This window comes from Pseudomonas sp. SWI7, from assembly GCF_006351945.1.
GTDB lineage: Bacteria > Pseudomonadota > Gammaproteobacteria > Pseudomonadales > Pseudomonadaceae > Aquipseudomonas > Aquipseudomonas fulva.
Genome location: NZ_CP040930.1, coordinates 1181475 through 1204059, shown reverse-complemented (window position 1 = coordinate 1204059; position 22585 = coordinate 1181475). Strand labels below are relative to the sequence as shown.

General features: G+C 63.1%; 15 protein-coding genes. 6 read left to right on the top strand and 9 right to left on the bottom strand.

The window, feature by feature from the left end:
- The first annotated feature begins 67 nt into the window (after positions 1 to 67).
- From FH041_RS05410 to FH041_RS05395, 4 genes are all read left to right on the top strand, one after another.
- Positions 68 to 1084 (top strand): ABC transporter substrate-binding protein, encoded by a 1017-nt coding sequence (locus FH041_RS05410; RefSeq protein ID WP_125922266.1) that lies wholly within the window; start codon positions 68 to 70, stop codon positions 1082 to 1084.
- Positions 1081 to 1929, top strand: coding sequence for a proline/glycine betaine ABC transporter permease (locus FH041_RS05405; RefSeq protein WP_027914878.1), 849 nt, complete (start codon positions 1081 to 1083; stop codon positions 1927 to 1929). Before FH041_RS05410 ends, FH041_RS05405 begins: the two co-directional genes overlap by 4 nt.
- A gap of 90 nt (positions 1930 to 2019) precedes the next feature.
- On the top strand, positions 2020 to 2937 hold the full coding sequence (locus tag FH041_RS05400; protein ID WP_049695884.1) for an AEC family transporter: 918 nt from the start codon (positions 2020 to 2022) through the stop codon (positions 2935 to 2937).
- A 249-nt stretch (positions 2938 to 3186) separates the two neighbouring features.
- Positions 3187 to 4038, top strand: a complete 852-nt coding sequence (locus FH041_RS05395) for a CAP domain-containing protein (RefSeq protein WP_125922267.1) — start codon at positions 3187 to 3189, stop codon at positions 4036 to 4038.
- A gap of 64 nt (positions 4039 to 4102) precedes the next feature.
- Here FH041_RS05395 and FH041_RS05390 read toward each other — a convergent pair whose 3' ends face one another.
- The 4 genes from FH041_RS05390 to pgm form a co-directional block, all read right to left on the bottom strand.
- Positions 4103 to 6508, bottom strand: coding sequence for a TonB-dependent receptor (locus FH041_RS05390; protein ID WP_140174237.1), 2406 nt, complete (start codon positions 6506 to 6508; stop codon positions 4103 to 4105).
- A 131-nt stretch (positions 6509 to 6639) separates the two neighbouring features.
- Complete coding sequence (locus tag FH041_RS05385; protein ID WP_132578714.1) at positions 6640 to 7596, bottom strand: FecR domain-containing protein; 957 nt, start codon at positions 7594 to 7596, stop codon at positions 6640 to 6642.
- Positions 7593 to 8105, bottom strand: a complete 513-nt coding sequence (locus FH041_RS05380; protein WP_132578713.1) for a sigma-70 family RNA polymerase sigma factor — start codon at positions 8103 to 8105, stop codon at positions 7593 to 7595. Before FH041_RS05380 ends, FH041_RS05385 begins: the two co-directional genes overlap by 4 nt.
- Positions 8106 to 8183: 78 nt before the next feature.
- The gene (gene pgm, locus FH041_RS05375) at positions 8184 to 9821 is read right to left on the bottom strand and encodes a phosphoglucomutase (alpha-D-glucose-1,6-bisphosphate-dependent) (RefSeq protein WP_088523423.1); all 1638 of its coding nucleotides are present in this window, start codon (positions 9819 to 9821) and stop codon (positions 8184 to 8186) included.
- A gap of 232 nt (positions 9822 to 10053) precedes the next feature.
- On the opposite strand from pgm, the gene FH041_RS05370 reads away from it, so the two are divergent.
- Together FH041_RS05370 and FH041_RS05365 are read left to right on the top strand one after the other, a co-directional pair.
- Positions 10054 to 10701: a DUF1345 domain-containing protein gene (locus FH041_RS05370; RefSeq protein WP_128610445.1), complete on the top strand. Its 648-nt coding sequence runs from the start codon at positions 10054 to 10056 to the stop codon at positions 10699 to 10701.
- A gap of 335 nt (positions 10702 to 11036) precedes the next feature.
- Positions 11037 to 11297, top strand: coding sequence for a DUF1652 domain-containing protein (locus tag FH041_RS05365; RefSeq protein ID WP_027914870.1), 261 nt, complete (start codon positions 11037 to 11039; stop codon positions 11295 to 11297).
- Here the strand turns inward: FH041_RS05365 and FH041_RS05360 are convergent.
- The 5 genes from FH041_RS05360 to FH041_RS05340 all read right to left on the bottom strand — a co-directional run bounded on the left by FH041_RS05360 (position 11294) and on the right by FH041_RS05340 (position 22495).
- The gene (locus tag FH041_RS05360; protein WP_132578712.1) at positions 11294 to 13360 is read right to left on the bottom strand and encodes a bifunctional diguanylate cyclase/phosphodiesterase; all 2067 of its coding nucleotides are present in this window, start codon (positions 13358 to 13360) and stop codon (positions 11294 to 11296) included. The genes FH041_RS05365 and FH041_RS05360 overlap by 4 nt on opposite strands.
- Positions 13361 to 13505: 145 nt before the next feature.
- A complete protein-coding gene (locus FH041_RS05355; RefSeq protein WP_132578711.1) occupies positions 13506 to 14993 on the bottom strand; it encodes an efflux transporter outer membrane subunit in 1488 nt (495 codons plus the stop codon).
- Complete coding sequence (locus tag FH041_RS05350; protein WP_027914867.1) at positions 14990 to 18097, bottom strand: efflux RND transporter permease subunit; 3108 nt, start codon at positions 18095 to 18097, stop codon at positions 14990 to 14992. The genes FH041_RS05355 and FH041_RS05350 overlap by 4 nt, the downstream gene beginning before the upstream one ends.
- Before the next feature lie 31 nt (positions 18098 to 18128).
- Positions 18129 to 21224, bottom strand: a complete 3096-nt coding sequence (locus FH041_RS05345) for an MdtB/MuxB family multidrug efflux RND transporter permease subunit (RefSeq protein ID WP_027914866.1) — start codon at positions 21222 to 21224, stop codon at positions 18129 to 18131.
- Entirely contained in the window at positions 21221 to 22495 is a 1275-nt protein-coding gene (locus tag FH041_RS05340) for an MdtA/MuxA family multidrug efflux RND transporter periplasmic adaptor subunit (protein ID WP_028686353.1), read from the bottom strand. Before FH041_RS05340 ends, FH041_RS05345 begins: the two co-directional genes overlap by 4 nt.
- Between the last annotated feature and the right edge of the window lie 90 nt (positions 22496 to 22585).

Sequence of the window (22585 nt, the reverse complement as noted above, 5' to 3'; positions counted from 1 at the left end):
CTGCCCCCTGTGCTGCGTCGTCTACACTTGCCCCATTCCCGAAGGGCCGTAGACGACGAGGTCAGGCATGAAAAGAGGTTCATCGCTGCTGCTCGGGGTGCTGTTCGCCCTGGGCCTGGCCGCTGCCGACAGCGCTAGCGCTGCCGATCAGAAGCCACCCATCCGCTTTGGCGCCCTTACCTGGGAAAGCGGTGCCTTCACCACCGAACTCCTGCGCGTGATCGTCGAGCGTGGGTACGGCTACGCCACCGAGACATTGCCTGGTAGCACGGTCAGCCTGGAAGTCGCCCTGGCCCGCAACGACCTGCAAGTGATCGCCGAAGAATGGGCCGGTCGCAGCCCTGCCTGGGTCAAGGCCGAGCAGGCAGGTCAGGTGTTTGCACTGGGCGACACGGTCAAGCATGCCGAGGAAGGCTGGTGGGTGCCGGCGTATGTCATCGAAGGCGATGCGTCGCGCAACCTCAAGGCCTTGGCGCCTGAGCTGCGCAGCGTCGAGGATCTCAAGCGCTACGCTGCGGTGTTTCGCGACCCCGAATCACCCGACAAAGGCCGTTTCCTGAACAGCCCCAGTGGCTGGACGTCCGAGACCGTGAACAGCCAGAAGCTCAAGGCCTATGGGCTGGACCAACTGTACACCAACTTCCGCACAGGTTCCGGGGCCGCGATGGATGCGGAGATCGGGTCGGCCATTCGCCGGGGCCAACCGGTGCTTTTCTACTACTGGAACCCTACCCCGCTCATGGGCCGCTACAAGCTCGTGCGGCTACAGGAACCTGCATTCGATGCCCAGGCCTGGGCGACCTTGACCGACCCTGCCAACCCAGCCCCAAAAGGCAGCAGTTCGCTGCCGGCGAAACTCTCGGTTGGCGTGTCCAAAGCCTTTCGTGAGCAATACCCGGACGTGGTCCAGGTATTCGAGCGGGTGGATTTGCCTATCGACACGCTCAACCAGGCATTGGCGCAGATGAGCGAAAAACGTACCCCACCCCGTGACGCCGCCTTGGCGTTCATGCGCCAGCACCCGCACGTGTGGAAGGCTTGGCTTCCCGAGCAGGTGGCCACCAAGGTCGAGGGCGGTCTGTGAGCAATGGTTTCCCCCAGGCTTTGCAGTTTTCCTTCGCCGATCAGGTCAACCGCATGGTCGACTGGTTGGTACTCCATTATGGGGACCACCTGCGCAGCGTCTCCGACCAGTTGCTGCAAGTGCTCGTTGGCCTTGAAAACCTGCTGCGGCTCATGCCGTGGTGGCTACTGCTGGCGGCGGTCGGTGCGCTGGCCTGGCATGCTTGCCGAAGCCTGCTGCGCAGCTGTGTCCTGGTAGGGCTGCTGGCGGTCATCGGTATGCTGGGGTTATGGGACAAACTGCTGCAGACCCTGGCGCTGGTGCTGGTCAGTACCGGGTTGTGCGTGCTGGTTGGCATACCGCTGGGGGTCGTGCTGGCCGCTCGACCGTTGGCAAGGCGCCTGGTAATGCCAGTGCTCGACGTGATGCAGACCCTACCCGCTTTCGTCTACCTGATTCCCGTGTTGATGCTCTTCGGTCTGGGCAAGGTGCCTGCGGTTTTCGCGACCTTGATCTATGCCCTGCCACCGTTGGTGCGACTCACTGAACTTGGGTTGAGTCAGATAGACCCGTCGTTGCTCAAAGCCGCCCAAGGCCTTGGCGCGACCCGTGCCCAGCGGCTCAGGCGCATCGCACTGCCCCTGGCGCTGCCCAGCATCATGGCCGGGCTCAACCAGTCGGTCATGATGGCCCTGTCGATGGTCGTGGTCGCCTCGATGATTGGGGCGCGAGGGCTTGGCGAAGATGTGCTTGCAGGCATCCAGACGCTGAACGTTGGTCAAGGCGTCGAGGCCGGGCTGGCCATCGTGGCACTGGCCATGGTCATTGACCGTATCAGCCAGGCGTATGGGCGTGGACGGCGTTGAAAGGCCATAGCCAGGGCGGTAGGACGGGCATGGCAAAGCAAGTGTCCGGCCGGTACTCTGTGCAACGTACCCGGCCACGGATCTGCCTCCATGCTGCATGTGCTGTTGACCACCCTGCTCCCCATCATCCTGTTGATCGCCCTGGGCACGCTGCTGCGGGTGCGTGGCTTCGTCTCGGACAGCTTCTGGCCGGGAGCCGAGCGCCTGAGCTACTACGTGCTGCTGCCCTCGTTGTTCCTCCATGGCCTGGCCACTGCCAACCTGGACGGGGTGCCGGTGCTGGCCATGGTCGCGGTGCTGATGCTTTCGACCCTGTCCGGGGCGTTGCTGTTGGTGCTTTATCAGGGCGTGCGCCAGCACGACGGCACCGACTTCACGTCGCTGTTTCAGGGTGGCATCCGGTTCAACAACTACATCGGCGCGACCTTGGCCGCGGGCATCTACGGCAGCGCGGGCATCGCATTGGCAGCAGTGGCCAACGCAGCCATCGTGCCACTGGTCAATCTGCTCTGCGTGCTGGTGTTCGCGCGCTTCAGCGCCCGGCACAGCTCGCCGCTGACGGTGCTGCGGGCGATCCTTGCCAACCCACTGATTCTAGGGTGTGCGGGGGGCATGCTGTTACGGGTGACGGGGCTGGGCCTGCCGGCTGGCATCGAGCCTACCCTTGGCGCGCTAGGGCATGCCGCGTTGCCGCTGGGGTTGCTGTGCGTCGGTGCGGCCCTGGGTGGTGCACGTCTCGGTGATCAGGCCCAGCCATTGATAGCGGCCTGTGTCTTCAAGTTCCTGGTGATGCCGGTGACGACATGGGGGCTCTGCCGCCTGCTCGGCCTCAGTGGCCAGGCCGCTGTAGTGGCGGTGATTTTCCAGGCGCTGCCAACGGCATCGTCGTCCTACGTCATGGCCAGGCAAATGGGCGGCAACGCGCCTCTGATGGCGACCATCATTGCGGTACAGACGGTGGCGGCGGCGGCCACGCTTCCTCTGGTCCTTTCACTGTTGTTGGGCTGACAGCTGCACAACATCATGCATGGCCGATATCATGCCGAGTGCAAGTCCGGTCCACGCACACTCAGCATTGCCCCCTTACACCTGGCCTGCACGCCGCCGCACTTTTTGCCCAGCCTGCGGTCTACTCTCCCTTACGACCGACAATGACTGCAGGCGTTTTCAATGCGTTGCACAGCTCGGGTCAAAACCATCGGGCTTGTGTAGGATAGGCAGCGCCTACTCGCCGCTGCCAGCCTCAGGGAGAACCATATGCGCGTCCTGTCATCTGTCGCTGCCTTCACGCTTGGGCTGATCGTTTCCTCCCAGGCACTGGCTGTCACGGGCGAAGAAGCACAGTTGATAGCGGCCATCAACGTCTACCGCAGCCAGGCGCAGCCCTGTGGCGAGCAAGGCTCGCTCGAACTGCCGCCGCTCAACAGCGACACACGCCTGGCACTGTCTCCCGAAGGCACTCGTGACCTTCAGCAGGCCATGACCCGCGCCGGTTACCCCATGGTCAACGTACAGGCGATCAGCCTGTCTGGCCCCCGAGATGCACCCGCTGCCATGCACGCCATTGAAGAAAGCTTCTGCCAGGTGGTGCTCGATCCTCAGTTCGTCGACATCGGCGTCAGCCAGGAAGGTCGGGATTGGCGCATTGTGCTGGCGCGCCCCCTGCTCTCTGGTCGCTTGGGCGACTGGCAGGCGGAAGGACAAAAGATGCTCCAGGAAATCAACGCCGCGCGTCGGCAACCCCGCCAGTGCGGCGGCCAACCCTACGCCGCCGCACCTGCACTTGGCTGGAACACCGTGCTGGCCGGAGTGGCAGCCGGCCACACGCGGGCCATGGCCAACCAGAACTTCTTCGATCACATCGACAAAGAAGGCCGCACCCCAGGTGATCGGGCCGAGCTTGCCGGTTATCTGTACCAGCAGATTGGCGAGAACATCGCCGCCGGGCGCGACACGCCGCACAAGGTGGTTCAAGGCTGGCTGGACAGCCCAGGCCACTGCGCAGTCCTGATGAGCGCCGACTTCCGGGACCTCGGCGCAGCCTATGCCGTAGACCCGAAGAGCGATGCCGGCATCTATTGGACGGCCCTGTTCGGCTCGCCGCAATAGCGCCTGGTTGAACCGGCGACACCCGACACCCGCAGTGTTGGCCCCGGGCTTCAGGCTGGCCGGATCAGAAACCCAGCGTGGCAGACAGCAGGTAAGTGCGTGGCGTCGACAAGGTAAGCCCCGGTTCGGCGTCATCCGGCGCGCCTGCTGAGCTCCAGTAACGGTCGTCGAGCACGTTTTCGACGCTGGCGCGCAGGGTCACCTGCGTGTCGTCCAGCTTGAAGGCGTACCGTGCCCCCAGGTCATAGCGTTCCCAGCCGTCGATCTTCTTGCTGTTGTTCTGGTCCAGGTACTGGGAGCTCGAGTGCGTCCCGCGCGCCGTCAGGGTCAGCCCCTGGACCACCGGCACATCCCATTCGGCCCCCAGGTTGACGTTGTACGCGGGCGTTGCGGGCGCACGGTTGCCATCGTAGGCACCCCCCACGGTATCGGTCAGCTCACTGTCGATGTACATCACCCCGCCCAGCACACGCACCCCTTTCGTGGGTTCACCGAACACGGTCAGCTCCACACCCCGGTTGTTGCGCTTGCCATTAGCGCCGAAGACCCGGGAGCCGGGGTTGGTTTCATAGGCAGGCTGACGGATTCTGAAGGCGCTGGCCGTGAACGCCACGTTGCCCAGGTCATACTTGGCACCCACTTCCACCTGGCGGCTGGTGAAAGGCGGGAAAATCTGATCCTCGTTGATCGAGGTGGACGGTGCGATCTTGCCTTGGCTCAAGCCTTCCATGTAGTTGGCATACACCGACAGCTCATCCGTCACCTTGTACAGCACACCACCGGAGGGCGACACCTTCTTCTCGTCATACGCCGTGTCGCCTTTGACCCCATCACTCCAATCGTCCACCTGCACCCGCTGCCAGCGCAGCCCCAGGGTCAACAGCAATCGGTCATCAAAGAAGCCGAGGGTGTCGGACAACGCCAGCCCAGAGAAACGGTTCTCGGTGTAATCCTTCGAATCGAGCCGCGTCGGGGTACCTGGCGTGGGCGTCACCGTCGGATGATAGAGGTTGCCGGCTGAGGAGGCGTAACGGGCCCCCCCATTGGTGAAGTCCATGTAGTAGTACGTGGCAGCCAGGTTGATCTCGTGGCTGACGGGCCCGGTGTGCAACCAGGTCCTCAAGCCCGCCAAGGCAGTGCGTACCGATTCATCCCTGCTGAAATCGCGGGGCTGGATGGTGAAGTCGCCAGCATTGTTGATCACAGAGACGTTATGGCGCAGGAAATCGTGTCGGCTCTCCCGGGCACCCACTGCGCCATAAGCCAGCACAGAATCGCTGAGGTCATATTCGGCATGCACTGCCCCGAAGGTATCGTTGGTGCGCGCCTTGCTCCACGCCTGGGCGTAGTTGCGGTGCACATCGCCAGCACGCGGTACCTGGGCGCTTGCCCCTACCAGCACACGCTCCTGAGGGGCATCGGTGTCACGCTCGGTATGCCCAAGGTCGGTCGAAAGCCGCAGGCGCTCGCCGCGAAAATCCAGCCCCAGTACGGCCATTTCGCGGTCCACTTGCTGGTGGTCCCATTCGGTATCGCCAGACTGTTTCACCGCGTTCAGACGCATGCCGAACTGCTGCTGTTCACCGAACCTTCGCCCTACGTCAACGGCTCCGCCTACCTGGCCCGCCGAGGCGTAGCTGCCGGTGAACTCGGTGATCGGCGTGTCGCCAGCGCGTTTGGGTTGGACGTTGATGCCGCCGCCGACGCTACCCCGTGGCGCAATGCCGTTGATCAACTGGCTGGGGCCCTTGATGATGTCGACCCGTTCGGCCATCTCCATATCGATCGAATAGGTAGGCAGCAAGCCATAGAGGCCGTTGTAGGACACATCACTGTTATACAAGCTGAAACCGCGAATGGTGAACTGCTCGAAACGCCCACCGGCCGGGTTGGTGGCACGAACCGAAGGGTCGCTGGCGACCAGTTCGCTCAGGGTGCGGGCCTGTTGGTTCTTCACGAGGTCGCTGGTGTAACTGGTGATGCTGAACGGCGTTTCCATGAAATCGCGCGCACCCAGCAAGCCCTGCGCGCCTTGGCGGGCGACCTGCCCGCCTGCATAAGGGGGTGCCTCGTCGGTCGCCGGTAGGCCACCGACGATGCTGGTAGGGGCTATTTCCAGCGGGCCACTTTGCTGGGGCGACGGCACGAGAGTGAAAGCATCTTGGCCCACGGCTACCCATTGCAGACCGCTGCCGCGCAGTAACTGCGTGAAGCCTTCATCGACGCTGTATTGCCCGGTCAGCCCTTCGCTGCGCAGGCCCTTGACCAGCGCTGGGTCCAGCGACAAGCTGACCCCTGCTTGATCGGCGAAGCGGGTCAATGCCGCCCCCAGGCTCGCCGCTGGCACTTGGTAGGTGCGCCGGGCTGGCTCATCGGCCCAAGCGGGCGTGCCGAGCAGCAGGCTGATGGCGAACAATGGGCGTGCTGCCCGCACCCATGGGCGCAGGTGGATGGACTTTACTGCAGGCATCTATAAAGCTCCCCTTTATGGTGTTCTAGGGGTAATGACAGGCGAGTCCGGAAAAGGGGACAGCTTCTCGTTGATATCACGTGCAATGCGTCGCAACGCAGCGTTCGGGGTGAACTTGGCGGGTTCGAGCTTCAGGCAGTCGTTGCTCGCGGCACCAGCGTGATCCAGTAGCGGGTACGGGCTACCACCTGCACCGGCAGGCTTGCCGCGAGCAGCGTCAGCACCTGGTCGGTGTCATCCAGGCGGAAGGTGCCGGTCACCCTCAGACTGTTTAACGCCGGATCCCAGCGCAGCACACCTGGACGATAGCGGCTCACCTCCACAAGCAAGTCGCCTAGCCGCTGATCGTCCAGGCGCAACACGCCATCACGCCATCCCAGTCGCCATGCCTCGAAGAAACCGAGATTTCGAAGACCTGACGCCACAAGGTCGGCCTGCTGACCGGCGTTGAGGCGCAGGCGATTACCCCCTGAGGGCTGCACGTCTGCCCTGCCCTGGACTACCGCGACCTGACACCCTGATTCGATCAGGCGGACGCACACCTGTCCAGGGCCAAGGGTTGCACCACCCAGCGACACCTGGCCTGAAGGCACCTGGATGGTCAGGGGTTGAAGGCCAGGCGTGGTGACTGAAATTTCGCCGCTTCGCAACCACACCTTGTGATTTACGGTGTCCAGGTCGACAGCGCTGTCGGTGTTCAACTGCACCGTGGTGCCGTCATTGAGCGTCACCACTCGACGCTCACCTACATTCGTGCGCAGGTCGGCAGTCCAGGCCTCAAGGGGCAGTTCGTGGCTCACCCACCAAGCCATGGGCACCAGCGCTGCCAAACCCAGTATTTGCCCAAGCGCGGTACGCCGGCTCTGGTCCGGACGGTCCAGCGTGGCCATGGCCAGACTGGCAGGCAAACCGGTGAAGCGCTCGCGCAAGCGCAGCGCCTGCTGCCAGGCAGTCTCATGCACAGCGCTTTGGCTGCGCCACTGCTCAAGCCCGGCCAGGTCCGCTTCACGGGTATCGCCTGAATCGATGAGCGCCAACCACTGCGCGGCCTCGCGCACCGCCTCCCGCAGGAGCACAGGCGCACTCACAGGAGTTCGGCCAGCAGGCAGTGCTCATAAGCGTGCGCCATGTAGCGCTTGACCGACCGCTCGCAAACACCAAGCCGGCTGGCGATGTCGGCGTAGCTCAGTCCTTCGAGCTGGCTCAGCAGAAAAGCCTTGCGCACGACCGGCTTCAAACCGCCCAGCAATTCATCGAGTGCCTGCAGCGTTTCGAGCAACAACCAGCGCTGCTCGGGCGAAGGTGCGTGCTGTTCGGGCAGGTGGGCCAGGGCCTCAAGGTAGGCTTTTTCAAGGCTGCGGCGTTGGTGCAGGTTGCTCAGCAGTCGCTTGCCAACTGCCAACAGGTAGGCGCGTGGTTCGCGGATGTCGGTCAACGGCTGGGCGCTGGCCATCACGCGAAGGAAGGTATCCTGACTCAGGTCGGCCGCATCCCAGGCATTGCCCATGCGCCGTCGTAGCCAGCCCTCGAGCCAGCCACGGTGCTCCCGGTAGAGGTCAGGGAAGCTTTGCGAGGGCGGCGGCGCGGCTTCGAACATGGACAAGTCCCTGCGATGGCGTAAATAGGATTAATTCTAATTTACATCTCACCACAGGGCCAAGCCCTTTATCACTGCTTACGCAATGGCCGCATCCACCAGTACCTGGGCTTCCTGTACCAGACGTTGCAAGTGGGCTTCGTCGACGAAACTCTCCGCGTAGATCTTGTAGATGTCCTCGGTGCCGGATGGGCGGGCTGCGAACCAGCCATTGGCGGTGATGACCTTCAGACCACCGATGGCCTGCCCATTCCCTGGCGCGTGGCTCAGGATCTGCAGGATCGGCTCTCCAGCAAGCTCGGTGGAGGTCACTTGCTCAGGCGCAAGCTTGCTCAACAACCCTTTCTGGCGGGCATCGGCCTTGGCTTCCACGCGGGTAGCGAACGGCTTGCCCAGGGCCTGGGTCAGCTCGGCATACGCCTGGCTTGGGTTACGTCCCGTCCGGGCGGTCATTTCCGCAGCCAGCAAGGCCGGGATGAGGCCATCTTTGTCGGTTGCCCATACCGAGCCGTCGCGGCGCAGGAACGAGGCGCCCGCACTTTCTTCGCCACCAAAGCCCAGCGTGCCATCGAACAGGCCTTGGGCGAAGAACTTGAAGCCTACGGGTACTTCGTACAGCTCGCGGCCCAGCCGTTGGGTTACGCGATCGATCAGGCCGCTGGACACGACCGTCTTGCCGACGGCTGCGTCGCTACGCCACTGGGGACGGTTGCGGTACAGGTAGTCGATGGCCACGGCCAGATAGTTGTTAGGTTGCAGCAAGCCGTCGGGGGTGACGATGCCATGGCGATCATGGTCCGGATCGCAGGCAAAGGCCACGTCGAAACGCTCGCGCAGGCCGATCAAGCCCTGCATGGCGTAGGGTGACGAAGGGTCCATGCGAATCTGGCCATCCCAGTCGACGCTCATGAAACGGAACGTCGGGTCGACCTCGGTGTTTACCACTTCCAGGTCCAGTTGATAATGCTGGGCAATGGCCGACCAGTAGCGCACCCCTGCCCCACCCAGCGGGTCCACACCCAAGCGCAGCTTGGCCGCACGGATGACCTCGAAGTCGATGACGTTTTCCAGGTCTGCCACGTAGTGGCTGACGTAGTCGTGACGATGGGTGGTAGGGGCCTGCAGCGCCTGGGCGTGGTCGATACGCTTGACCCCCGCCAGCCCGGCCGCCAGCAACTCGTTGGCCTTGGCTTCGATCCACTTGGTGACGTCGCTGTCGGCCGGGCCGCCGTTGGGCGGGTTGTACTTGAAGCCGCCACTTTGCGGCGGGTTGTGCGAGGGCGTGATCACAACCCCGTCGGCCAGGCCGCCCTGGCGCCCACGGTTGTAGCAGAGGATGGCATGAGACACTGCCGGTGTCGGGGTGTACTCGTCGTCCTTGGACAACATCACCTGCACGCCGTTGGCAGCCAGCACTTCCAACGCACTCGCTGCTGCAGGTGCTGACAGCGCGTGGGTGTCGGCACCGACGAACAGGGGGCCATCGATGCCCTTTTCCTGGCGGTACAGGCAGATGGCCTGGGTGATGGCCAGTACATGGTATTCGTTGAAGCTCAACTCAAGCGAAGTACCCCGGTGCCCCGATGTGCCGAAGGCGACCCGCTGGCTCGCCACGCCAGCGTCCGGCCGGCCGGTGTAGTAGGCCGTGAGCAGGCGGGGAATATCGACCAGCACGCTGGCTGGAGCCGGCTTGCCTGCCAAAGGACTGAGCGTCATGCATTAACCTCGAGTTCAGCGAAATGTGGGGGGTTAGAGCGTGCAGTGTACTGAGAGTTGCAAGTGCGCGCGATGCAGGGCACGAAAGAAACCCCGGGTCTCGCTCGATGATAATTTGATGCAGCCCCCCCGTCCCTGCCACGGGATGATATCGAGCCCCTGCCTTATGTGGATCTTGGCTCAAGCCATGCGGTCAGAAGCCTTGTCGAGCACACCATTGCTGTGAGGCACCATGGCTTTCTATCGTCTGACGCGCACCCACCCTCGATTGAGCCTGGCCACAGGCGCAGGGTTGCTGAGCGCCTGGCTGGTCCCTGTCAGCGACCCTGTGCAACGCCTGCTGGCAGGCTGGAACATTGGCGTCTGGTTGTACCTGATGCTGGTACTCTGGCTCAGCTGCACCGCAAGCCCTGCAAAGGTTCGCAAGGTGGCCCACAGCGAAGACGAAAACGCGGGCCTGGTGCTGCTGACCGTCTGCGTCGCAGCGATCGCCAGCCTGGTCGCCGTGACGCTGCAACTGGTGTCCAGCCGCGGGCTGCAGGGCAATGCATTGACGGCTCACTACCTGTACACCGGGTTCACCGTCGCAGGCTCCTGGCTGCTGATTGGCTGCATCTTCAGCCTTCACTATGCACGGCTGTTCTATGCAGTGAAGGCCACGGCGCCGCCTTTACGCTTCGCCGATGGCGAAACCCAGCCAGACTACTGGGACTTTCACTACGTCTCGTTCACCATCAGCGTGGCCGTCCAGACATCCGACGTGGGGGTAGCCGGTAGCGCGATGCGGCGCGTGGTATTGGCCCACTCGCTGGTGGGGTTCGTGTTCAACACCGCCATTCTTGGCTTTACCATCAATATCGCGGCTGGGTTGCTTGGGTGAACCACCCGTCGGTCAGGTTTCATGAACTCACGCCATGCTCGGCTTTATACGTTCTATAGGCTTATCTCGTATCCCCACCCTGAACCCGGCTTCCGAGGTTCAGCGTTTGGATTGGCTCGATGCGGTGGGCGTGTGCCCGCCGGACGGGCAAAATCATGAGGATGCGCCTTAACCGGCTTCAGATTCCCACAGCGCTGTGATGCAGGTCATGCCCTGCAACATTTGTCACATTTGCAAGCGAGAATCACGTCAGCCAGATGCTATGGTTACATTCCCGGCAGCCACGGTGCGCGGCCGCCCTTCACCAGCTTTCAGTCACGTACAAGGAGGCTCGGATGAACAAGATGACCTTCCCCAACGCCTGTCAAGTCATGCGCTGGCACTTCCATCCGTTGGGTTTCGAAGCCAACATGGATGCACCGCGCAGCATGGTGGCGCGGCTGTTTGATCGAAGCACGGGCGAAACCTTGCTGGCCATAGCAGGCATCCCCTGCACAGCCATCATGGCTGCCAGCGATGTAGAGCGCATCATCGAAGCGGTCGAAACCGAACTCGATGCCTTCCAACCCCCTCCTTTGCTGCGCAACGCCAGTTAACCCAGGGTCGAGCTCGACCCCCGCAACTGCTCGGCCGGCACGGGTCGACCGAGCAAGTAGCCCTGAAGCGAATCGCAGCCTAACCGCGTCAGGAAGGCCTGCTGACTGGAGGTCTCGACGCCTTCTGCGACGATTCGCAGCCCCAGTGCGCGGCCCAAGGCCACGATGGCCGACACGATGGCCGCATCCTCGCCCTCATCTTCCAGCTCGCGCACGAACCCTCGGTCGATCTTCAGCTCGTTGGCTGGCAAGCGCTTGAGGTACATCAGGCTGGAATAACCTGTACCAAAGTCGTCAATCGATAGGTCCACGCCCATGTCCGAGAGCTGCTGGAGTACGGTCAGGCTCACCTCCACGTCGGACATCGCCGTGGTTTCGGTGATTTCCAACGTCAGGCAGTTGGCGGGCAGTGCGTGACGTTCGAGGGCACGCGCCACGCTATCGAGCAGGCCCGCGTGGCAAAACTGGATGGCCGACAGATTGACCGCGATCCGCCAGCCCTCGATACCTTCATCCAGCCACAGGCGCATCTGGCGACACGCCTCGTCCAATACCCAGTCACCGATGGGGATGATCAGGCCGGTCTTTTCCGCCAGGCCGATGAAACGGTCTGGGGCCAAAAGCCCGTGCTGAGGATGCTCCCAACGCAGCAACGCCTCGGCGCCGACCGGTTGACACCGCTTGGCGTCGAACTTGGGTTGGTAATGCAGACGGAACTGACCGGCTGCCACTGCCAGGCGCAAGTCCTGCAACAACTGCAGCTGCTGACGGGCGTTGCTGTTCATCGAGGCGTCGAAGAAGCTGTAGCCATTCTTGCCGACCCGCTTGGCGTGATACATGGCAGCGTCCGCGTTGCGCAGCAGCTCGTGCTGATCCTGGCCGTTGCCGGGATACAGGACGATACCCAGGCTCGCTGAAAGCTGCAGATCATGCTCGGCCACTCTGAAAGGCCGCGAGACCAGATTCACCTGTTTGATGGCAACGTTCATGGCATCGCTCGGGTCCTGTAACTCGACCAACAGCACGAACTCGTCCCCGCCGATGCGCGCCAACGTGTCCTGACTGTGCAGGTGACCCCGCAATCGCGTCGCCACAGCCTTGAGCAGCAGGTCCCCAGCATGATGGCCAAAGGCGTCGTTGACCGGCTTGAACCCATCCAGATCAATGAACATCAGCGCAAAGCACCCCCCCTGCTCAGCGACCTTCGCGATGGCCAGTTCTATGCGGTCAGCCAGCAGACTGCGATTGGGCAGCCCTGTGAGCGTGTCGTGCAATGCCAGCTGAGTCAGCTCCTGGTTGGCCAGGGTCAAAGACCTGGCCAACGCCGCCGTGCGAGCTTCAAGGCGCGCGTCCAGTACGGAGGTCAGCAAGGCTACGAGCAACACGGCAAAGGTCGTGATCAGGACAAGCGATACCAGGCCGTCCCCTTCCAGGCCATCGGGCAGCGCGCCACAGAAACTGCCCTGGGGAAAACCAGCGGCCGCCATACCGGTGTAGTGCATGCCAACGATGGCGATCCCCATGAGCACCGCTGCCAGCCCACGTATCTGACGCACGTAGGGGGTCTGCCGGCGCAGCCGGAACGCGGTCCACAGCGCCGCAGCCGAGGCGCCCACCGCGATCAGCAGCGAGGCCATGAACAGGCTCGGGTCATAGTCGATCCCAGGTGTCATGCGCAGCGCTGCCATGCCGGTGTAATGCATGCTGGCGATCCCGGCTCCCATGATGAGCGCGCCGAGGGCAAGCTGCAGGACGGGCAAGCTGGGCTGGCTGACCAGCCACAGGGCGAAGCCCGAGGACAGCACCGCGATCAACAGCGAACATGCCGTCAACGTGAGGTCATAGCCCAGCTCGACAGGCAGCTGCAAGGCGAGCATGCCGACAAAATGCATCGACCATATGCCGGTCCCCATGGCCAGCGCCCCGCCGATCATCCATAGCGAGGCGGCATACCCTCTGGCGGTGGCAATGCGCCCGGCAAGGTCCAGCGCCGTGTAGGACGCAAGGATGGCCACGCACAGGGAAATCAGCACCAGCGAAGAGGAGTAGCTAGCGGTCAGCATTTTGCGAAGTACCAGGGGCTGGCAGAGGTAGGCACGAAAGGCCGACCATTGTACTCAAGCTTTGGTAAAACGCACGGTGTTTCGACATGTCAAATGGCCATGTCGACAGCAGGTAGGTGCGTCGACATGTGCCATGGGCTGCACATCAATCCTGGTCGGCGAAAGCCCCACGGGCATCCCAGCCACCGCCCAGCGCTGCCACCAATTGGACACTGGCGACCAAGCGTCCCTGCAACAGGTTGAGCACACTGCGTTCGTTGCTCAGGGCGGTGGCTTGCACATTGACCACATCCAGATAGCCGATCAAGCCGGCCTTGTACTGATTTTCCGTAAGCCGCAGCGATTCGCGGGCTGCCTCCAGGGCTTCCTGGCGCACCACGGCTTCGTCCCCGTACACCTTCAGTTGCACCAGCAGGTTCTCGACTTCCTTGAACCCATCGAGCACGGTCTGGCGGTACTGGGCGACCGTCTGGTCGTATACGGCAACGGTACGGTCCACCTCGGCGCTGCGCCTGCCGGCATCGAACAGGGTGAGCGCAAGCTGTGGGCCAACCGACCAGTAGCGGTTGGGCAACTCGATCCAGTTGTTGAAGCTGCTGCTCGAATAACCGCCATTAAGGCTCAGGCTGAGATCTGGGAAGTAAGCCGCACGTGACACGCCGATATTGGCGTTGGCGGCCATCACGTTGCGCTCGGCAGCGGCGATGTCGGGTCGGCGCTCGAGCAGTTGCGACGGCAGTGCCACCGGGATTTGTGGCAATGCAGGAATAGCCTGGCTGTCGGCCAGGGCAAATTGCGCAGGCGTCTTGCCCAGCAACACGGCAATGGCGTTCTCGAATTGAGCGCGCTGCCAGATCAGGTCGATCAGGTCAGCCTCGGTGCTTTTGAGCTGGGTGCGCGCCTGGGCCACGGCATCGGGGCCGGCGATGCCCGCGCGGTATTGATTCTGGTTCATCCGCAGCGATCGCTCGTACGCGGCCACGGTGGCTTGCAGCAAGCGTTTCTGCTCATCGATGACGCGCAGTTGCAGGTAGTTCTGCACCAGCTCCGACTGCTGGCTCAAGCGCATGGCGGCAAGGTCGGCCAGGCTGGCCTGGGCACTGGCCTGGTTGGCATTGAGCGTCTCGCGCAACTTGCCCCACAAGTCGATTTCCCAGCTCACGCCCAACTGGGCGTTGTAGGTGTCACGAATGCCGCTGCTGTTATTGGACAGGCTTGAGCTGGAACTGCCGGTGCCCTGGGCTGACCTGTTCTTGGTCACGCTCAGGTCAAGGCTTGGAAACAGTCCGGCGCGGCTACTGCGCACCAGCGCCTGGGCCTGACGATACTGAGCCTCGGCTTGCGCCACACTCTGGTTGTTGCGGTTGAGCTCCTCGACCAGTGCGTTGAGTTGCGCGTCGCCGTAGATCTCCCACCAGGCACCGCGGGCGATGGCGTCAGAAGGCGTGGCCTGCGTCCAGCCTTCGGCATGCTTGAATTGCGCCGTGCCGGCCATTTCCGGGCGGTGGTAATCCGGGGCCAGTGTACAGGCGCTGAGCAAGGCGGCCCCCAAGGCAGCCCCCAGCAAACGCGAGCCGCGAACACGGCTGAGCACTTGCAGGGCACGATGAAGCGGAGTCTGGGCAAAAGTCATAACGGGTTTTCCAAGGCCGCGTCGGTGCGCACGCCGCGCCAACGGTTGTAGCGGTGACGCAAGCGGTCCAGATACAGGTAGACCACAGGCGTTGTGTAGAGGGTCAGGACCTGGCTGAAAACCAGGCCGCCGATGATGGTCAGCCCCAGCGGCTGACGCATCTCCGCCCCTTCTGCCTGGCTCAGCAGCAGGGGCAAGGCGCCGAGAATGGCCGCCAGCGTCGTCATCAGGATCGGGCGCAAGCGCAGCAGGCACGCGCGCCGAATGGATTCCTCGGGCGAGAGCCCCTGGTGGCGTTCAAGTTGCAGGGCCAGGTCGATCATCAAGATGGCGTTTTTCTTCACGACCCCGATCAACAGGAATAGCCCCAGCAGGGAAATCAGGCTGAATTCGCCACCGGTCACATACAGCGCCAACAAGGCACCAACGCCGGCCGAGGGCAGCGTGGACAAGATGGTCAGGGGGTGGATATAGCTCTCGTACAGGATCCCGAGCACCAGGTACACAAGCACCAGTGCGCCCAGAATCATGAAAGGCTGCCCCTGCGCGGTCTTGGTGAAGGCGTCGGCGGTGCCGCCCAGCTTGGCGATCACCCCTTCCGGTAGGCCGAGCTTGGCCACGGCACGCTCGACCGCCGCCAGCGCCTGGTCGGTGCTGTAGCCTTCGGCGACGTCGAAGGCGATGTCCTCGGAGGCGAACTGGTCTTCGTGGCTGACCCGGTCGTTGGCCAGGCTATTCTCGTAGTGCGCGATGGTCGACAGCGGCACCCGCGCGCCCTCGGCGGTAATCACCTGCACCTGCTCCAGCGTACTGGGGTCCCAGGCGTATTTCGGGTTGATCTCCAGCACGACCTGATATTGGTTGAGGCTGTCGTAGATGGTGGAGATCTGCCGTTGGCTGTAGGCGTTGTTCAGCACGGTGGTGACCATCTGCATGTCGATGCCCAGACGCTTGGCCTGATCACGGTCCACCACCAGTGTCACCTGCTGGGTGCCCGCCCCGTCGCGTGCGTCGATGGCGGTCAGCTCGGGCAAGGCGCGCATGGCCGCGACGACTTTGGGGAACCATTGGCGCAAAGCTGCCAGGTCGCCGCTCTGCAAAGTATACAGGTACTGCGAGGACGACTGATCGCGCCCACCGCCGCCTAGCTGCAGGTCCTGATCGGCCATCAGGAACAGCCGCCCGCCTGGCACCTTGGGCATTTCCTTGCGCAGGCGCTCGATGACCTTCTGGGCATCGAGCTTGCGTTCGCCGATGGGCTTGAGCCTGACCAGAACCATGGCGTTGTTGGTGCCGCTGTTGCCGCCGATGAAGCCTGCAACACTCTGCACGGCAGGGTCTGCGAGCAAGGCGCGCCGGTAGATTTCCATCTTTGGCTGCATCACGCTGAACGACAGGCCGTCGTCACCGCGAATGAAACCCATGAGCTGGCCGGTATCCTGCTGGGGCATCAGCGTTTTGGGCACCACGATGTATAGCGCCACGTTGACTGCAATGGTCACCAGCAGGCTGATCAGGGTCAGGCGCCGATGCCGCAGCGCCCAGCCCAGGCTGCGGTCATACGCGGCAACCATGCGCCGGTGCACGGCATCGCTCCAGCGTTGCAGGCGAGTCTGCTCGGCCTGGTGCGCAGTCAGCCAGCGGGCGCACAGCATGGGGGTGAGGGTCAGCGACACCAGCAGCGAAACCATGATGGCGGCCGCCAGGGTGATGGAAAATTCCTGGAACAAACTGCGCACGATGCCGCCCATGAACAGGATCGACACGAACACGGCCACCAGTGACACGTTCATCGACAAGAGGGTAAAGCCGACTTCCTTGGCGCCCAGGAACGCCGCTTTCATGGGTGGCTGCCCGTCCTCGATATGCCGGGAGATGTTCTCCAGCACAACGATGGCATCGTCCACCACCAGTCCCGTCGCCAGGATCAGCGCCATCAGCGACAGGTTGTTGAGCGAGAAGCCGCACAGATACATGACCGCGAACGTGCCGACCAGCGACACCGGCACCGCAAGGCTTGGAATCAGTGAAGCACGCAGGCTGCCGAGGAACAGGTAGACCACCAGGATCACCAGTACCACGGCGATCAGCAGGGTATGCTCCGCCTCCTTTAGCGTGGCCTTGATCACCGGCGAACGGTCCATGGCCACGTTTAGCTCGACGCTTGCCGGGAGCAGCGATTGCAGTGCAGGCAACTGCGCCTTGATCTGGTCCACCGTGGCAATGATGTTGGCACCTGCCTGCCGGTTCACGACCAGCAACACCGCGCTCTGGTCATTGAAAAAACCACTGTTGTAGCGGTTTTCGACCCCATCGGTGATGGTTGCCACGTCCGATAACCGAAGAATCGTGCCATTCTCCTGGCGAATCACGATCGGCCCGTAGTCCTTGGCGCTTTCCAACTGATCGTTGGCCCGCACCTGCCAATTGCGCTCGGCATCCTCGACAAAGCCCATGGGCCGGCGCTGGTTGGCGTTGGCCACGGCGGTACGCACCTCATCCAGCGCCAGGCCGTACTGGTTCAACAATTGCGGCTCGACCGAAATGCGCACGGCCGGCAGCGAACTGCCCCCGATCTGCACCTCACCCACGCCAGGCACCTGGGCCAGGCTTTGGGACAGGATGGTGTCGGCCAAATCGTACAGCTGCCCTTTCTGCAGCACACTTGAGGTCAGCGACAGGACCATGACCGGTGCCTGCGACGGGTTGATCTTCTTGTAGGTCGGCATGCTGCGCATGCCGCTGGGCAGCAGGTTGCGGGTGGCATTGATTGCGGCCTGCACCTCGCGCGCAGCGCCGTCGATGTCGCGGCCAAGCTCAAAACCAATGATGACCCGCGTGGAGCCCTGGTTGGAGCTGCTGGTCAATGTGGTGACGCCGGCGATGCTGCCCAGCTTGCGCTCGAGCGGCGTTGCCACGGTCGAGGCCATGACCTCGGGGCTTGCGCCCGGCAGGTTGGCCGACACCACGATCACCGGGAAATCCATCTGCGGCAGCGGCGAGACCGGCAACAGACCGAAGCTGACCGCGCCCAGCAGCATGATCGCCAAGCTCAACAGCATGGTTGCCACGGGCCTGCGGATGAATGGCGCCGACAGGTTCATCGGGCCGCCCTTAGGAACGCGCTGCACGTACTCATACCGGCTCCTGCGCCAGGTCGCGCTTGCCGAAGCGACGGCCCAACCGGTCGAAATACAGGTATATGACCGGCGTGGTGAACAGTGTCAGCACCTGGCTCACCAGCAGCCCGCCCACCATCACCAGGCCCAGGGGTTGGCGCAGTTCGGCGCCGGACCCGGTGGCCAGCATCAACGGCACTGCACCGAACAGGGCCGCCAGCGTGGTCATGAGGATCGGTCGGAATCGCAGCAGCGCGGCCTGGTAGATGGCATCGCGCGGACTCATGCCTTGGTGACGCTCGGCTTCGAGCGCGAAGTCGATCATCATGATGGCGTTTTTCTTGACGATGCCGATCAACAGGATGATGCCGATGATGGCGATCATGCCCAGGTCATTGCCACTGATCAGTAGCGCCAGCAACGCACCCACGGCAGCCGAAGGCAGCGTCGAGAGGATGGTTACCGGATGGATATAGCTTTCATAGAGCACACCCAGCACGATGTACATGGTCACCACCGCCGCGAGAATCAGCAGCAAGGTGCTGGACAGCGATGCCTGGAACGCCTGCGCCGCGCCCTGGAAACGGGTCTGGATACCCAACGGCATGCCGATGTCCTGCTGAACCTGCTCGATCACTTGCACGGCCTTGCCCAGCGACGCGCCCTGCCCCAAGTTGAATGACAAGGTGACCGCCGGGAACTGGCCGATGTGGGAAATGGCCAGCTGCGCCTGGCGCTGCTCGATGCGCGCCAGCGCGGACAGTCGCACTTGCCCGCCATCACTGGCCTTGACGTGGATCGACTCCAGTGCCTGGGGCCCGATCACGGCCGCGTCTCGCGATTGCAGCACCACCCGGTATTGGCTGGCCTGGGTATAGATGGTCGATATCTGCCTTTGGCCGAAGGCATCGTAAAGCGCGTTGGTGATCTGCGATACGCTGATGCCTAGCCGACTGGCCATGTCCCGGTCGATCACCAGGTACACCTGCAAGCCATTCTCCTGCAGGTCACTGGCCACATCGGCAAGCTCGGGGCGCAGGTTCAGGGCCTGGACCAGCTTGCCACTCCACTGCCCCAGCAGCTCGGCATCGGGCGATGACAGCGTGAACTGGTACTGCGTGCGGCTGACCCGGTCCTCGATGCTCAAATCCTGCACCGGCTGCATGAACAGGCGGATGCCCACCAGCTTGTCGAGCTGGGGTTGCAGGCGCTTGATGACATCGGTTGCAGTGACATCGCGCTCGCCATGAGGCTTGAGGTTGATGAGCATGCGGCCGCTGTTGAGCGTGGCGTTGTCGCCGTCCACGCCAATGTAGGATGAGAGGCTCTGCACGGCAGGGTCTTGCAGAATAACGCGGCTCAGGGCCTGCTGGCGCTCGCTCATGGCCGCAAACGAGGTGGACTGGGGCGCTTCGGAGATACCCTGAATGACGCCCGTGTCCTGGACCGGGAAGAACCCCTTGGGCACCACCATGTACAGCAGTACCGTCAACGCCAGGCTAGCCACCGCCACCAGCAGGGTCAGGGGCTGGCGCTTGAGTACCCATTGCAGGGCGCTGGCGTAGTGCTTGATCAGCCAGTCGATCCAGGCGCCGCTGGCGCGGTAGAAGCGGCCTTGCTCGTCAGGGGTGGGTTCACGCTTTAGCAGGCGGGCACACATCATCGGCGTGAGGGTCAGCGAGACCACCAGGGAAATCAGGATGGCCACCGCCAGGGTGATGGCGAACTCCCGGAACAGGCGCCCTACCACATCGGCCATGAACAACAGCGGGATCAGCACGGCGATCAGCGAGAAGGTCAGCGAGATCAAGGTAAAGCCAATCTGCCTGGCGCCTTTGAGCGCCGCCTGCATAGGCGTTTCGCCCTCCTCGATGTGCCGGGAAATGTTCTCCAGCATCACGATCGCATCGTCCACCACGAAACCGGTGGCGATGGTCAGCGCCATCAGGGTGAGGTTGTTGATGGAAAACCCTGCCAGGTACATGACGGCGAAGGTACCGACCAATGACAGCGGCACGGCAATCGAAGGAATGATCGTGGCGCTGAACCGCCGCAGGAACAGGAAGGTGACCATCACCACCAGGGCGATGGCGATCAGCAGTTCATGCTGAACGTCGCGCACGGCGGCACGGATGGTCTGGGTACGGTCAGTGAGCACGGACACGTCCAGGCCCGCGGGCAGGTTGTCGGTGATCGAGGGCAGCATGTCCTTGATGCGGTCCACCACCTCGATGACGTTGGCACCTGGCTGACGCTGGATGTTCAGGAGCACGGCATGGTTCTGGTTGGCCCAGGCCGCCAGCCGCTCGTTTTCCGCGCCGTCGACGATTTCCGCCACATCCTTCAAACGCAGCGGAGCGCCGTTGTTGTAGGCCAGGATGAGGTTGGCGTATTCCTCGGGCGAGCGCAGCTGGTCATTGGCGTCGAGCATCGAGACGCGGGTAGGACCATCGAAATTGCCTTTTGGCTGATTGACGTTGGAGGCCCCGATGAGTGTGCGGACATCCTCCAGGTTGAGCCCGTTGGCTGCCAGCGCATCCACGTTGACCTTGATGCGCACGGCCTGGCGCTGGCCCCCGGCGATGCTGACCATGCCCACCCCGCTGGTCTGCGCCAGCTTCTGTGCCACGCGGGTGTCGACCAGGTCGTTGAGCTTGGGCAGCGGCATGGTCTTGCTGGAGATGGCGAGCGTCAGCACTGGCGTATCGGCCGGGTTGACCTTGTTGTAGACAGGAGGCGCCGGAAGATCGCTGGGCAGCAGGTTGCTGGCGGCGTTGATTGCAGCCTGCACCTGCTGCTCGGCCACATCCATGTTCATGTCCAGGTTGAAGCGCAGGGTCAGCACCGACGCGCCACCGGAACTGGTCGAGGCCATCTGTTCAAGGCCGGGCATCTGGCCGAACTGACGTTCGAGTGGCGCGGTAACGGCACTGGTCATGACCTGGGGGCTTGCACCGGGATACAGGGTCATGACCCGAATCGTGGGGTAATCCACCTGCGGCAGCGCGGCGACAGGCAGCATGCGGTAGGCAATCAGACCGGCCAGTACCAAGGCCAGCATGGTCAAGGTCGTTGCGACTGGCCGCAGGATGAACAGGCGCGAGAGGTTCATGCGCCCGCCTTGCCTGCGGTGCTGTCGGCCTGGCCCGGGGCACTGCTTTCTTGGCCCTGCAAATGCTGGCCGGGCGTGGTGGGCACCTGGGAGCTGTCATCGACCACGTCCACCTTGGTGCCTTCGCGCAGACGGTCGGTGCCTTCGAGCACCAGGCGATCACCGGCCGCCAGGCCTTCGAGGATCACGCTGTTCTCACCGTCGCTGGGGCCGACTTTCAGCTTGCGCACGTTGACGGTATTTTCGCCGTTGACCACGTAGGCGAACGTCCCGTCGTTCCCGAACTGGATGGCGGCGGCTGGCGCCAGCACCACCTGCTTGAGCGTATCGGCAAGCAGGCGCACGTTTACGAACTGGTTGGGGAACAGGGCCAGGTCCTTGTTCTCGAAGCGGCCCTTGAACTTGAGGGTGCCAGTGGCAGTGTCGATCTGGTTGTCGATACTGCCCAGCACGCCAGTGGCCTGCAGCTTGCTGTCGCCTCGATCCCACGCCTCCACGGGCAGGCTGGCCCCGGTGCGATAGCGCTCAAGAACGGTGCCCAGTTCGGTTTCTGGCAGTGTGAACGCCACGTTGATCGGCTCTGTCTGGGTGATCACCACCAGGGCGGTGGTGTCGTTGGCGGCCACCAAATTGCCCAGGTCGAGCTGGCGCAGGCCGACACGGCCGCTGATGGGCGCGCGAATCTGGGTGAATTCGAGGTTCAGGCGCGCATCGTTGACCTGCGCCTGGTTGGTCTTGACCAGCCCCTGGAATTGCGCCACCTGCGCCTGCGCAGTGTCCAGGGTTTGCTTGGCGATACTGTCCTCGGCGTACAGCCCTTTGTAGCGAGCGACGTCGACCTGGGCATTCTTCAGTTGCGCCTGGTTCTGGGCCAGGGTGCCCTCGGCCTGCTGCAGGGCAATACGGTAGGCACGTGGGTCGATTTCAGCAAGCAGGTCACCGGCCTTTACTTGCTGGCCTTCCTTGAAGTGCACCTTGACCAACTCCCCCCCTACACGGCTGCGCACATTCACGGTATTGGTCGCGGTCACGGTGCCAAGCGCCTTGTAGTAAAGCGGGAAGTCGCCCACCCGTGCAGGTTCCACCCTGACCGGGACAGGGTCGGTAGACCCTCCGAAACCGGGCCGCCCGCTCTTGCCACCCAGCCCCCCAGCAGCCTGGTCGGTGGCTGGCGTGGCAGGCCATAGCCACCAGGCCAGCACTGCAACCAGCAGCACGATCAGCAGCATAACGAGCCAGCGACGGGGAGAACGGGATGTAGGCGCTTGCATGGGTTGAACGAACCTTGTTCGGATTGACGATTCAGGAGGGTGAACGATAAGCACTGTCGACAGCCAAGCAAAGCGCCTTTACCAGAGGTT

Bases quoted from the DNA above. Each gene is read 5' to 3' on its own strand.
- FH041_RS05410 (WP_125922266.1), top strand. From the start codon at position 68: ATGAAAAGAGGTTCATCGCTGCTGCTCGGGGTGCTGTTCGCCCTGGGC.
- FH041_RS05400 (WP_049695884.1), top strand. From the start codon at position 2,020: ATGCTGCATGTGCTGTTGACCACCCTGCTCCCCATCATCCTGTTGATC.
- FH041_RS05395 (WP_125922267.1), top strand. From the start codon at position 3,187: ATGCGCGTCCTGTCATCTGTCGCTGCCTTCACGCTTGGGCTGATCGTT.
- FH041_RS05390 (WP_140174237.1), bottom strand. From the start codon at position 6,508: ATGCCTGCAGTAAAGTCCATCCACCTGCGCCCATGGGTGCGGGCAGCA.
- FH041_RS05380 (WP_132578713.1), bottom strand. From the start codon at position 8,105: ATGTTCGAAGCCGCGCCGCCGCCCTCGCAAAGCTTCCCTGACCTCTAC.
- pgm (WP_088523423.1), bottom strand. From the start codon at position 9,821: ATGACGCTCAGTCCTTTGGCAGGCAAGCCGGCTCCAGCCAGCGTGCTG.
- FH041_RS05370 (WP_128610445.1), top strand. From the start codon at position 10,054: ATGGCTTTCTATCGTCTGACGCGCACCCACCCTCGATTGAGCCTGGCC.
- FH041_RS05365 (WP_027914870.1), top strand. From the start codon at position 11,037: ATGAACAAGATGACCTTCCCCAACGCCTGTCAAGTCATGCGCTGGCAC.
- FH041_RS05360 (WP_132578712.1), bottom strand. From the start codon at position 13,360: ATGCTGACCGCTAGCTACTCCTCTTCGCTGGTGCTGATTTCCCTGTGC.
- FH041_RS05355 (WP_132578711.1), bottom strand. From the start codon at position 14,993: ATGACTTTTGCCCAGACTCCGCTTCATCGTGCCCTGCAAGTGCTCAGC.
- FH041_RS05350 (WP_027914867.1), bottom strand. From the start codon at position 18,097: ATGAACCTGTCGGCGCCATTCATCCGCAGGCCCGTGGCAACCATGCTG.
- FH041_RS05345 (WP_027914866.1), bottom strand. From the start codon at position 21,224: ATGAACCTCTCGCGCCTGTTCATCCTGCGGCCAGTCGCAACGACCTTG.
- FH041_RS05340 (WP_028686353.1), bottom strand. From the start codon at position 22,495: ATGCAAGCGCCTACATCCCGTTCTCCCCGTCGCTGGCTCGTTATGCTG.